This window comes from Nocardioides sp. GCM10027114, assembly GCF_042659625.1.
Taxonomy (GTDB): domain Bacteria; phylum Actinomycetota; class Actinomycetes; order Propionibacteriales; family Nocardioidaceae; genus Nocardioides.
This window is the reverse complement of sequence record NZ_JBHSSS010000012.1, coordinates 45,660-58,020: the sequence shown is the minus strand read 5'-3', so window position 1 is coordinate 58,020 and position 12,361 is coordinate 45,660. Positions and strand designations below refer to the sequence as shown.

Genomic DNA, 12,361 nt, shown 5'->3' with positions numbered 1-12,361 from the left:
GTGTCCCGCTCCTGCGGGGTCGGCTTGTTGGCGGGTGGGGCGCACCGGACCGTGGCGACCATCCGCACGCCGTGCAGCGCCTGCCCGTCGCCGGCGTGCTCCGAGGTGGACCGGGCCGCGAGCCCGACCCGGTGGAGGCTGGCGAACAGCCAGTCGCCCGAGCTGTCGCCGGTGAAGACCCGTCCGGTCCGGTTGCCGCCGTGCGCGGCAGGCGCCAGCCCCACGACCAGGATCGACGGGTCGGCGGCCCCCCAGCCCGGGATCGGCCGGCCCCAGTAGGGCTGGTCGGCGAAGGCGGCCCGCTTCGTGGCCGCCACCTCCTCGCGCCAGTCGACGAGGCGGGGGCAGGCGCGGCACACCGAGACGGCGGCCTCGAGCGCGTCGAGGTCGGCCGGGCGGGCCAGTCGGCGTACGGCGGCCGCGGTGCGCGCGACGGGGGTGTCCGCCGCGGCCGGGTCCTCCGGCCATCCGGTGCCGGGCGGCACCGGCGACCGGAACGCCTCACCGGTCAGCGGGTGCGGGAGCGCCCCGCCCCCGCCGTCCGGAGGGTCTGCGGTCAGGGCCTGTCCGTGCCCGGCTGCTGGTAGCCGGGCGAGCTCGGGGTGCCCGTGGGGCCGGCCGGGGCGGCGCCGTTGTCGCCGTGGTGACGGACCTTGTCCGCGGCGGCGGACGCGGTCTCCTTCGCCCGCTCCACGAAGGCCGAGCCGGCCGTCGAGGCCTGCTCGGCGAGGGTGTCCTGCGCCTGCTGCTTCGCGGCCTGCACCTTCGGGTTGCCCATCACCTTGCGGGTGGCCGTGGCGATCTGCTCGTAGCGCTCACGCCCGGCGCGGGTCCCGAGGACGTAGCCGGCGGCGCCGGCGGCGAGGAGGGTCAGCTTGCCCATCGTCTGCTCCGTTCTGCTGGTGGTTCGTGGTCCTGCTCTGGTGCCGTGCTACGGGACGGGGTCGGGCGTCAGCGGCGGCGCCGGACCCGCAGCACCACCGCGGCGGCGCCGGTGGCCACCACCAGCGCGGCGACTGCGAGCACCTCCGGCCGGGGCCGGCCCCCGGGGCCGGTGAGCCGCTCCCGGAGGCTCCGGGCGCGGTGCCGGGCGCGTGCCGACACGTCCAGTCTGTCGTGGAGCGCGTCGACCGTCGAGGCGAGCTGCTCGCGCTGGCGCTCCACCTGTGCCTCGAGGTCCTCTGTCGTGGCCCCGGTGGTCCCCGCGACGTGTCGTCCGTTGCTGCTCATCGGCGCTCCTCCCCCACGTGCCTGCCTGCGTGCCTGGGCGCGTCCCCCTTGAGGGCGGCGAGGTCGTCCCGGACTCCGGCGGCGGCCCGCTCCGGCACCGGCGGGGTGGCGTCACCGATCTCGGCCGCACCGCGACGGCCGGCGAGTGCGGCGGCCAGCAGCAGGGCCCCGGCCACCACCAGGGCGGCCGCCCACGCCGGCAGGGCGAGCGCGACGCCGAGCACGGCCGCGGCGACCAGCGTGGCCAGGCCCAGGAAGGCCAGCACGCCGGCGGCGCCGACCACGCCGAGGCCCACGCCGGCGCGCTTCCCCTTCTCGGTCAGCTCGGCCTGCGCGAGCCTCACCTCGCTGCGGACCAGTGCCGGGACGTCCTCCGACAGGCGGTGCACGAGGGCCCCCAGGGTCTCCTCCTGCAGCGGGCCCGTGGACGTGTCGTGCGAGCCGTTCATGCCGTGCCCGTGCCCCGTCCCCGCGAGGTCAAACGTCGATCAACGACCAGGCGATGCCGTCGAGGATGTCGGCCTCGGAGGCGACCAGCTCCGTGACCCCGGCCCGGCGCAGCACCCGCGCCAGCACGAGGGCGCCGGCGTCGATCACGTCGGCCCGCCCCGGGTGCAGCCACGGCAGCTCCAGGCGCTCGGCCAGCGGCATCGCGACCAGCCGCTCCACGAACGCCGCCACGTCGGCGACCGGGACCACCGACTGGTCGATCGCGTCGCGGTCGTACGCCGGCAGGTCGAGCACGCCGGCCACCACCGACAGCACCGTGCCGGCCACACCGACGACTGTCGCCGCCCGGGCGGGATCGACGGGGCAGGCGTCAAGCGCAGCGTCGATGTCGGCGACGCAGGCGGCGACCTGGTCCGCGGTCGGCGGGTCGTCGTGGAGGTGCCGCTCGTGGAGCCGCACCGAGCCGATGTCCATCGAGTGCGCCACCTCGGGTCCGCCGCGGGTGCCGAGGACGAGCTCGGTGGAGCCACCGCCGATGTCGATCATCAGCAGCGGCTCGGCCGGCGGAGTCCGCAGGTGGCGCAACGCGCCGTCGTAGGCCAGTGCGGCCTCCTCGTCGCCGGTGACGACCTCGGGGCGCACCCCCAGCCGCGCCTCCACGCCGGCGGCGAACACCTCGGCGTTGGCCGCGTCCCGCGTGGCGGACGTCGCGCAGAAGCGGATCCGCTCCACGTCGTGCGCGGCGATGAGGGCGGCGTACTCGTCGAGGGCGGCGAAGGCGCGCTGGAGCGCCTCGTCGGCCAGCCTCCCGGTCCGGTCGACACCCTGCCCGAGCCGGACCATGCGGCTCTCGCGCACGGCCACCTCCGGCAGGTCGCCGATCAGCAGCTTGATCGTGTTGGTGCCGCAGTCGACGGCGGCGACGGTGGTCATGCTCCCGGCGCGGCCGGGTCGGGCTCCGGGTTCACAGGCTCCGGGCTCACGCAGGGGCCCTCGGCCCACCAGTCGCCGAGCCGGTCCAGCACCTCGTCGCCGAGCGGGTTGACGCCGCGGCCCTGGGCGAGCGACTGGCCCGCGAGGACGTGGAGGCACTTGACCCGGTCGGGCATGCCGCCCGCCGAGATGCCCTCGATCTCCGGCACGTCGTGGCCGCCGGCCCGCGCGATCTCGCCGCGTGCAGCGAGGTACCGCTCGTGGGCCTCCCGGTAGGCGGCCGCGAGCTCGGGGTCGTCGGCCAGCCGCTGCTGCATCTCCTTCATCAGCCCGGACCCCTCGAGGGTGCCGATGCGGGAGGCCGCACGCGGGCAGGTGAGGTAGTACGTCGTGGGGAACGGCGTCCCGTTGGGCAGCCGCGGCTCGGTGGTCACCACGTCGGGGTTGCCGCACGGGCAGCGGTGGCCGACCTCGTGGATCGCCCGGGGCTCGCGGCCCAGCTGGGCGTGGATCACGGCCTCGTCGGCGGGGTCGATCACGGAGTGCTGTCCTCGGTCTTCTCGGGGTCTGACTGCTCGGGGGGCGCCTTGATCTTCTCCGCCGGCGGCGGCGCGTGCCGCGGCGGGTTGCCGGCGAGCTCCACCGACTCCCACGCCCGGTCCCACCAGGCGACGGGCTCGGGCTCGAGCGCGGCCGACGGGGTCGGCAGCTCGGCATCGCCCTCCAGCGGGCGGCCGTCCTCGTCGAGCACGACGTACGACGTCTCGCCGGGCATGAGGTAGCCGAAGCGCTCGCGCGCCTGGGCCTGGACGTACGCCGGGTCGTTCCAGCGCCGCTTCTCACGCTCGAGGTCGTCGATGTTGGCGGAGCGGGCCGCGATCTCGGCCTTGAGGTCGCTGATGTGCTCGCGCTGCTGGAGGTAGGCCCGCAGCGACGACGCGTAGGAGACCGCCAGCACGGCCAGCACGAGCACCAGCACGGCGGCGCGGCCGGTCAGCCGCGGCCGGCGGCGGCCCGACCGGCCCGGCCGGCCCGAACGACCTGCTCCGACGGCGGGCAGGGAGCCACTGGTCGACGTCGAGACCCGGGAGCGGGCCGGCGCGGCCCGCTCCCCCGGTCGTCTGCTGCCGCCGGGCCCGCCCCGCGGCGTACGTCGCTGTGGCACCGGCAGCTCAGCCCTGGTAGCGCGGGAAGGCGCCGGCGCCGGCGTACCGGGCGGCGTCCCCGAGCTCCTCCTCGATGCGCAGCAGCTGGTTGTACTTCGCGACCCGCTCCGACCGCGCCGGGGCGCCCGTCTTGATCTGGCCGCAGTTGGTGGCGACCGCGAGGTCGGCGATGGTGGTGTCCTCGGTCTCGCCCGAGCGGTGGCTCATCATGCAGCGGAAGCCGTTGCGGTGGGCGAGCTCGACGGAGTCGAGGGTCTCGGTGAGCGAGCCGATCTGGTTGACCTTGACCAGCAGCGCGTTCGCCTGGCCGCCCGAGATGCCGCGCGCGAGCCGCTCGACGTTGGTGACGAAGAGGTCGTCGCCGACGAGCTGGGTCCTGCTGCCGAGCTGGTCGGTGATCTCCTTCCAGCCATCCCAGTCGTCCTCGTCGAGCGGGTCCTCGATCGACACGATCGGGTAGGCCGCGACGAGGTCGGCGTAGTAGGCGGTCATCTCGCCGGCGGTCTTCTTCGCGCCCTCGAACGTGTAGCTGCCGTCCTCGCAGAACTCGCTGGCGGCCACGTCGAGGGCCAGCACGATGTCGCGGCCGAGCTCGAGGCCGGCGGCGTCGACGGCCTCGGCGATCAGGTCGAGCGCCGCCCGGTTGGAGTCGAGGTTCGGCGCGAAGCCGCCCTCGTCGCCGAGGCCGGTGGCGAGGCCCTTCTTCTTCAGCACCGACTTGAGCGCGTGGTAGACCTCGGCGCCCGTGCGCAGCGCCTCGCCGAAGGTGGGCGCGCCGATCGGCGCGATCATGAACTCCTGGATGTCGACGTTGGAGTCGGCGTGGGAGCCGCCGTTGAGGATGTTCATCATCGGCACCGGCAGGAGGTGGGCGTTGGGGCCGCCCACGTAGCGGTAGAGCGGCAGCCCGGCGGAGTCCGCGGCGGCGCGGGCCAGGGCGAGCGAGACGCCGAGGATCGCGTTGGCGCCGAGATCCGCCTTGTTGGGGGTGGCGTCGAGCTCGAGCATCGTCTGGTCGACGAGCCGCTGGTCGTCGGCGTCGAGGCCCTCGATGGCCGGGCCGATCTTCTGGATGACCGCGTCGACGGCCTTCGTGACGCCCTTGCCGAGGTAGCGGTCGCCGCCGTCGCGCAGCTCCACGGCCTCGAACGCACCGGTGGAGGCGCCGCTCGGCACCGCGGCCCGGGCGAACGCTCCGTCGTCGAGCAGCACCTCGACCTCGACGGTGGGGTTGCCGCGCGAGTCGAGGATCTCGCGAGCGCCGACGGCTTCGATGGATGCCACGTTGATGCTCCTGCAGGTCGGGGTCCCGGGCTGGGGTCGTCGGGCTCAGCGTAGTCGCGCGGCGCGCCGAACCCGGGAGCACCCGCCCGTCCTCCGGACAGGGCCGGATCAGCCTCGCGGCCGGGTCAGAGCAGCCGGCGTACGGCGTCGCGCAGCGCCTGCTCCGGGTCGACCCCGGCGTCGCGGGCCTCGGCCACCAGCGCGAGCAGCCGGTTCCCGAGGTCGCTGCCCTCGTCGGCCGTCGGAAGGTCCGGGGTCTCACCCGCCCGACCGAGGCGGTCGAGCACCTTGTCGGCGTACAGCAGCGCGGGCAGGCCCGGCGGCAGACCGTCGGTCACCGACGTACGCCGTTTCTCGCTCGCCTTGATCGCCTCCCACGCCTCGTTGATCGCCGCTGCGTCGCCGCCCGGGGCGGGCTCGCCTCCCTCGGGCGGGAACACGTGGGGGTTGCGGCGCCGCATCTTCTCGATGATGTCGGCGGCCACGTCGTCGATCGTGAACTCGCCCGACTCCTCGGCGATCACGGCGTGGAAGTAGACCTGCAGGAGCAGGTCGCCGAGCTCCTCGCGCAGGTGCGCGGGGTCGCCGGACTCGATGGCCTCGATCGTCTCGTGGGTCTCCTCGAGGAGGTAGCGGGTCAGGGACCGGTGGGTCTGGCCCGCCTTCCAGGCGCACTCGGCCCGCAGTCGACGCATCACGTCGACGAACTCGACGAGCGGCTCCTGCGGCCCAGACGCCTGGGCGTCCATGTCAGCCGCAGCGCTGCGTCGCGGGCAGGCCGCGCGCGTACGCCTGGTCCGGGGAGTCGGCGACGCCCTGCTGGGCGGCCTCGCTGAACGGGTAGGAGACCGAGCTGTCGAGCGGCACGGGCACGCCGTCGGCCATCTCGAGGCGCAGCTGCGGGTCGAACTCGACGCCGTTCTCCTCGATCCAGTCGCGGAACTCCTGCTGGCCGCGCTCGACCGTGGCGGAGTACGGCGCCTCGGGCTCGCCCTCCTGGGCGAGCAGCCGCTCCCCGATCGAGGCCTGGATCGACTCGACGTAGGCGGCGGCGGTCTCGACCTGCACGACCGCGTCACGCACCTCCTCGGGCAGCAGCTGCACACTGCTGCGGAGGCTGGCGACCTGACGGTCGTAGACCCGGCCCGGCTCGGCGTCGTACTCGGCGGCGAGCTGCTCGCCGATGGAGCGCATCGCGAGCTGGCCCGCGATGCCACTGCGGAAGTAGCGGTTCGGAACGACCTGGTTGTTGCCCTCCAGCTGGCCCTCGATCGCCTCGCAGTAGTCGTCGGTGACCCCGTCGACCTCGCTGACCGAGATGGTCTCGTCGCCGACGCTGACGGCGGTGCCCGGCGAGAGCGAGCCGCATCCGGTCAGCAGGGCGACGGTCGCACCCACGGCGGCCAGTCCGAGACGGGGCTTTCTCACGAGGACTCCTTCTGCTGGGCCCGCTCCTGCGGCGGGTCGATCACGCTGTCGATGACCGAGCGGGCCCATTCAAGCAGGGCGACGCCGTCGAGCGGACGACCCCCGACGGACGCCGTCTGCGGCCGCGGCACCAGCACCGTGTCGACCTGCGCCTTGACGATGCTCCTCGGGTACATCCGGTTGAGCCGGACGACGCGCGACTCGGGCAGGCTCACCGGCGCGAACCGCACGTGCTTGCCGGCGATGGTCACCTCGCCGATGCCCGCCTGGCGGGCGCGGGCGCGGAACCGGGCGACCAGCAGCAGCGACGCCACCACCTCGGGCGGTTCGCCGTACCGGTCGACCATCTCCGCGAGCAGCAGGTCGACGTCGCCGTCGGTGCGGACCTCTGCGAGCCGCTTGTACATCTCGAGGCGCAGCCGCTCGCTGGGGATGTAGTCGTGCGGCAGGTGGGCGTCGACCGGGAGCTCGATGCGGACCTCCTTGAGCTCGGGCTCCTGGTCTCCCCTGAACTCGTGGACGGCCTCGCCCACGAGCCGGACGTACAGGTCGAAACCGACGTCGGCGATGTGGCCCGACTGCTCGCCGCCGAGCAGGTTGCCGGCGCCGCGGATCTCGAGATCCTTCATCGCGATCGCCATGCCGCCGCCGAGGTCGGAGTGCTGCGCCAGCGTCGCGAGCCGCTCGTGCGCGGTCTCCGTCAGCGGCTTCTCGGCCGGGTAGAGGAAGTAGGCGTAGGCGCGCTCCCGGGACCTGCCGACGCGGCCGCGCAGCTGGTGGAGCTGCGAGAGGCCGAGGGTGTCGCTGCGTTCGATGATCATCGTGTTGGCGTTCGACACGTCGAGGCCGGACTCGACGATGGTGGTGCACACCAGCACGTCGAAGCGCTTCTCCCAGAAGTCGAGCATGACCCGCTCGAGCTGGTGCTCGCCCATCTGGCCGTGCGCCGTGGCGACCCGGGCCTCGGGCACAAGCTCCTTGATCCGCGCCGCGGCCTTCTCGATCGACTGCACCCGGTTGTGGATGTAGAACACCTGGCCCTCGCGCAGCAGCTCGCGACGGACCGCCGCGATCACCTGCCGGTCCTCGTAGGCGCCGACGTAGGTCAGCACCGGGTGGCGCTCCTCGGGCGGGGTGGTGATCGTCGACATCTCGCGGATGCCGGTGATCGCCATCTCGAGGGTTCGCGGGATCGGCGTCGCCGACATCGACAGGACGTCGACGGAGGTGCGCAGCCGCTTCATCTGCTCCTTGTGCTCGACGCCGAACCGCTGCTCCTCGTCGACGATGATCAGGCCGAGGTCCTTCATCCGGATGTCGGGGTTCAGCAGCCGGTGGGTGCCGACGACGATGTCGACCGAGCCGTCGGCCAGGCCGTCGATGACCTCCCGCGCCTCCTTCTCGGTCTGGAACCGCGAGAGCCCCTTGAGGACCACCGGGAAGCCGCTCATCCGCTCCATGAACGTCGAGAGGTGCTGGGTGACGAGCAGCGTCGTCGGCACCAGCACCGCGACCTGCTTGCCGTCCTGCACCGCCTTGAACGCCGCCCGGACGGCGATCTCGGTCTTGCCGTAGCCGACGTCGCCGCAGACCAGCCGGTCCATCGGGACCGTCCGCATCATGTCGGCCTTGACCTCGTCGACCGTGCTGAGCTGGTCGGGGGTCTCCTGGAACGGGAAGGCGTCCTCGAGCTCGCGCTGCCACGGGCTGTCCGGCCCGAATGCGTGGCCCTGCGTGGCCTGCCGGGCGGCGTACAGCTTGATGAGCTCGGCCGCGATCTGCTTGACCGCCTTGCGGGCCCTGCCCTTCCGCTTGGCCCAGTCGGCGCCGCCGAGCCGGTCGAGCGAGGGCTGCTCGCCGCCGACGTAGCGGGTGACCTGGTCGAGCGCGTCCGCGGGGACGTAGAGCCGGTCCGGCGGGCCGCCGCGCTTGGAGGCGCCGTACTCGAGCACGAGGTACTCGCGGACGGCGCCGCCCACCTCGCGCTGCTTCATCTCGACGAAGCGGCCGACGCCGTGCTGCTCGTGGACGACGTAGTCGCCGGCGCTGAGCTCGAGCGGGTCGATCTGCCGCTTGCGGCGGGCCGGCATCTTGCGCATGTCACGGGTCGACGACTTCTGGCCGGAGAGGTCCTCGCCGGTCAGCAGCACGAGCCCGTTGCGCTCGTCGACGAAGCCCTCGCTCGCGACGCCGCAGGTCACCGAGACGACATCGGTCGAGAGGTCGGCGGCCGTGCCGACCTCCTCGAGCAGCCGGGCCGGCACGTCGTGCTCGGCGAGCACCTCGACCATGCGCTCCGCGGGTCCGTGGCCGGGGTGGACCACGACGATGCGGAGCCCGTTGCGACGCCACTGCTCGATGTCGGCGACGGCGCGCTCGAAGTCGCCGCGGTAGGTCTCGACCGGCTTGGCGGTCAGGGCGCGCGACTCCACACCGTCCACGTCGAGGGCGGCGGCGAGCACCGCGTCGGCGGAGCCGGCCGTGGGGTCGTCGGGGTCATCGGCCAGCCCGAACGGACTCATCGACCACCACGGCTTGCCCTGCGCCATGGTGTGCTCGCGGACATCGGCGATGGAGCGGTACGACGCGGCGCCCAGGTCGATCGGCGCCGTGCCGCCGCTGGCGGCGGCGGCCCAGCTGGCGCCGAGGAACTCCTCGCTGGTGGCGACGAGGTCGTGGGCGCGGGTGCGGGCCCGCTCGGGGTCGACGACGAGCACGTGGGTCTCGCCCGGCATCAGGTCGACGAGCAGCTCCATGTCGTCGACCAGCGCGGGCGCCAGCGACTCCATGCCCTCGACGGCGATGCCGGCGGCGATCTTGTCGGTGATCTCGACCAGGGTCGGGTGCTGCCGGCCGAGCTCGGCGGCCCGCTCGCGCACCTCGTCGGTGAGCAGCAGCTCGCGGCAGGGCGGCGCCCACAGCCGGTCGACCTTGTCGAGGGTGCGCTGGTCGGCGACCGCGAAGCTGCGGATCTCCTCCACGTCGTCGCCCCAGAACTCCACCCGCAGCGGGTGCTCCTCGGTGGGCGGGAAGACGTCGACGATGCCGCCGCGCACTGCGAACTCGCCACGCTTCTCGACGAGGTCGACGCGGGAGTACGCCGCGTCCGCGAGCCGTCGTACGACGTCCTCGAGCGGCGCGGTGTCACCGGGGGCGAGCTCGACCGGCTCGAGGTCGCCGAGCCCCTTGACCTGGGGCTGCAGGACCGAGCGGATCGGCGCCACCACGACCTTGAGCGGGCCGTTGGTCTCGTCGGAGCCGGGGTGGCAGAGCCGGCGCAGGACCGCGAGCCGGCGGCCGACGGTGTCGCTGCGCGGGCTGAGCCGCTCGTGCGGGAGCGTCTCCCAGCTCGGGTAGTAGCCGACCAGCGTCGGGTCGATGACGTCGCCGAGCGCGGCGACGAGGTCCTCGGCCTCGCGGGCGGTGGGGGTCACCGCCAGCACGGTCCGGCCGGCGTCGACGAGGCCGCGGACCACGAACGGGCGCAGCGCAGCGGGGCCGGTCAGGTCCAGTGCCGGGGAGGTGGCCTCCCGGGCGTCGGCCACCACCTCGGCGAGGACGGGGTCGGTGAGGACGGCCTCGGCCAGTCCGGTGAGGTGCACGGGTCGCTCCAGGGTCGCGGGACAGCACGACAGGCCCCCGGCCGGGCGGGACGGGGGTGACCCGCCCAGTGTACGGAGCGGGGGTACCGCCTCAGCGGGGCGCTTCGGCGGCGTACGCGGTGGCCGCGTCGTGCACCGCCTCGACGTACGAGGTGGCGTGGTTGTAGGAGAAGACCGCCCGCTCCCAGTCGGCGGCGGTGCCGAGGTCGGGGTCGCCCGCGCACAGGTAGCGCCGGGCCGCCGCGGCGGCGTCGTCGAGGTCGTGGGGGTCGGCGGTCCCGTCGCCGTCGCCGTCGGTGGCCCAGGTCTCCCAGCTCGCCGGGATGAACTGCATCGGGCCGACGGCGTGCTCCCAGTGCGGGTCGCCGTGCCACCCGCTGGAGCGCGGCGTCGCCGGGATGGCCGCGAACGAGCCGCTGCCGTCGAGCGCGGGGCCGAGGATCCGGCGCGAGGGGCGCCCGTCGCCGTCGAGATCCCGGCCGCCGATCGTGCCGTGCTGGGACTCGACCCACCCGATCCCGGCCAGCGTCGTCCAGCCGACCACGCACGTCGGGTCGGAGGCGAGGTGGGCGCGGGCGTAGGCCCGCAGCGCGGGCTCCGGGATGTCGGTGGCGGCTGCCGTCTCCTCGACCCACGCGGGGTCGGGCTCGGGCGGCCCGAGCGGCTCCCCCGGCGGCACGTCGGGGTCGACGGCGGGCGGGGTCGGGGCGGCCACGTGGTGGCGCTCCGTCAGCCGGGACCCGTCGTCCGGCGCGAGGACCGTCAGCGACGCCCATCGGGCGACCAGCACGGTGACGGCGAGCACGATGGCCAGCCCGCCCACGACCCGCCCAGTCACGGGCGGGAGTATCACGCGCGCCGCCGACGGTCCCCGCGCCGGGGTCAGCCGCCGGTGCCGGGCGACCAGGGGTCCCGGTGGTCCGGGTCGTCCTTGAGCCAGCCGAACGCCGCGACCGCGGCGAGCTGGGAGTTCACCTCGAGCTTGTGGAGAACGGCCTTGACGTGGCTACGCACGGTGGCCTCGGAGACGCCGAGCAGGCCGGCGATCGTGCGCACCGAGTCGCCGGCGTACAGCAGCCGCAGCACGGTGCGCTCGCGGGCGGTGAGGGAGCGCATCTTCTCGATGAGCACCTCCTTCTCGCTGCGCGCGCTGCGCCACTCGCGGATGAGGGCGTCGCGGTCCTCCTGGACCACGTCCTGCGGGTGGTCGGTGAGCTGGCGCAGCACCTCGCCGACCTCGTCGAGCGAGGTGGAGCTGGTACGGATGGTGGCCACCCCGGCCTCGAGCATCGCGCCCCAGAGCGGGCCGCGCTGGGCGGCGGTGAGCAGCAGCCACGGGACACCGCTGTCGAGGACCAGGGCCTGCGACTCGCGCAGCCGGGCCGCGGGCTCGAGCTCGGCGAGCATGAGCGCCACGTCGGGGCCGATACCGGCGACGGCCGCCGCGCCGGCCCCGCGTCCTGCCCACGGAACCACGACCGCATCGAAGCCCCGGCTCAGCAGGGCGGTCCGCACGGCCTCCGCCACGAGGGACTGGTCGGACGCGACGGCTACCCGTCGGGTGCGGCGCTGCATCACCGCCCCCTCTCCACGTTTGTCACGGCTCCCGAGAGGGATAGTCCGCGCACGTCCCTCGGCCATGGAGGTTGCCTTTCCATCTGGCCTCACACTCTGCAGGGCAGAAACGACTGTCCCGGCTGTCACACCGGCATCTCACCTACATTTGGGGATGGTGGCGAAGCGGGCCCCTGACCCATCGTGGGAGCAGGTCCTCGGACCTCGTGAACGGCCCACCAGCCGCGATCGACCTCGGCAGGGGAGGAGTCCAGGCGGTTACCGCTGCTACCGTCCCCCACGGCAGTGGGACGCGACCAGCCTCGCCGGCCTGGCGGGTAGGCACGCCGGGCCTCGCCCGGTCGCAGCGACTGGTGGGCCCTCACGACATGCTCGGACAAGTCAGCTTGCGGATTCCCGCTGAGCGGACGGACGCGGCGACTGATTCCATCGCCGAACGCTCCCCAATTTGTGGTAAGCATCCCCAATTTTGCTAAACCGCCCCGCACCACAAGGCATACGGTCACACTGTGTTTTGAAGGCACATGGGGCAGGCGGGGACACCAACACTGCGGGGGCGAGGGGGCAGCCGCGGTTCACGGGTTCCGGGGGAACGCCTGATGGTGAGCGGTGACGCGTGGGGCGGGACCATCATGACCAGCAAGGCTTTGCGCATCCCTCCGGGGGTGTGGGACTGGAGAGGGACAGCCATCG

At 73.8% G+C, this 12,361-nt stretch carries 13 protein-coding genes; all 13 read right to left on the bottom strand.

The window, feature by feature from the left end; translation table 11 throughout:
- Positions 1-485, bottom strand: a 485-nt coding sequence (locus ACFP2E_RS06900; protein WP_378539302.1) for a uracil-DNA glycosylase family protein, incomplete at its 3' end; no start/stop codon positions are given.
- Between the two features lie 71 nt (positions 486-556).
- On the bottom strand, positions 557-883 hold the full coding sequence (locus ACFP2E_RS06895; protein ID WP_378522630.1) for a hypothetical protein: 327 nt from the start codon (positions 881-883) through the stop codon (positions 557-559).
- 68 nt (positions 884-951) lie between these two features.
- Positions 952-1,230, bottom strand: a complete 279-nt coding sequence (locus ACFP2E_RS06890) for a DUF3618 domain-containing protein (RefSeq protein ID WP_378522631.1) — start codon at positions 1,228-1,230, stop codon at positions 952-954.
- Positions 1,227-1,679, bottom strand: a complete 453-nt coding sequence (locus ACFP2E_RS06885) for a phage holin family protein (protein ID WP_378522632.1) — start codon at positions 1,677-1,679, stop codon at positions 1,227-1,229. The genes ACFP2E_RS06890 and ACFP2E_RS06885 overlap by 4 nt, the downstream gene beginning before the upstream one ends.
- A 28-nt stretch (positions 1,680-1,707) precedes the next feature.
- Positions 1,708-2,613: an exopolyphosphatase gene (locus tag ACFP2E_RS06880; protein WP_378522633.1), complete on the bottom strand. Its 906-nt coding sequence runs from the start codon at positions 2,611-2,613 to the stop codon at positions 1,708-1,710.
- Positions 2,610-3,152 carry a DUF501 domain-containing protein gene (locus ACFP2E_RS06875; protein WP_378522634.1) on the bottom strand — a complete coding sequence of 181 codons (543 nt, stop codon included), beginning with the start codon at positions 3,150-3,152 and terminating at the stop codon, positions 2,610-2,612. Before ACFP2E_RS06875 ends, ACFP2E_RS06880 begins: the two co-directional genes overlap by 4 nt.
- Entirely contained in the window at positions 3,149-3,778 is a 630-nt protein-coding gene (locus tag ACFP2E_RS06870) for a septum formation initiator family protein (RefSeq protein ID WP_378522635.1), read from the bottom strand. Before ACFP2E_RS06870 ends, ACFP2E_RS06875 begins: the two co-directional genes overlap by 4 nt.
- A gap of 7 nt (positions 3,779-3,785) precedes the next feature.
- Positions 3,786-5,063 (bottom strand): phosphopyruvate hydratase, encoded by a 1,278-nt coding sequence (eno, locus tag ACFP2E_RS06865; protein ID WP_378522636.1) that lies wholly within the window; start codon positions 5,061-5,063, stop codon positions 3,786-3,788.
- 125 nt (positions 5,064-5,188) lie between these two features.
- On the bottom strand, positions 5,189-5,812 hold the full coding sequence (locus ACFP2E_RS06860) for a MazG family protein (protein ID WP_378522637.1): 624 nt from the start codon (positions 5,810-5,812) through the stop codon (positions 5,189-5,191).
- Position 5,813: 1 nt separating this feature from the next.
- Positions 5,814-6,491: a hypothetical protein gene (locus ACFP2E_RS06855; RefSeq protein ID WP_378522638.1), complete on the bottom strand. Its 678-nt coding sequence runs from the start codon at positions 6,489-6,491 to the stop codon at positions 5,814-5,816.
- Complete coding sequence (gene mfd / locus ACFP2E_RS06850) at positions 6,488-10,093, bottom strand: transcription-repair coupling factor (protein ID WP_378522639.1); 3,606 nt, start codon at positions 10,091-10,093, stop codon at positions 6,488-6,490. The genes ACFP2E_RS06855 and mfd overlap by 4 nt, the downstream gene beginning before the upstream one ends.
- 91 nt (positions 10,094-10,184) lie before the next feature.
- Complete coding sequence (locus ACFP2E_RS06845; RefSeq protein WP_378522640.1) at positions 10,185-10,931, bottom strand: lytic murein transglycosylase; 747 nt, start codon at positions 10,929-10,931, stop codon at positions 10,185-10,187.
- A gap of 44 nt (positions 10,932-10,975) precedes the next feature.
- A complete protein-coding gene (locus tag ACFP2E_RS06840) occupies positions 10,976-11,668 on the bottom strand; it encodes a LuxR C-terminal-related transcriptional regulator (protein ID WP_378522641.1) in 693 nt (230 codons plus the stop codon).
- Between the last annotated feature and the right edge of the window lie 693 nt (positions 11,669-12,361).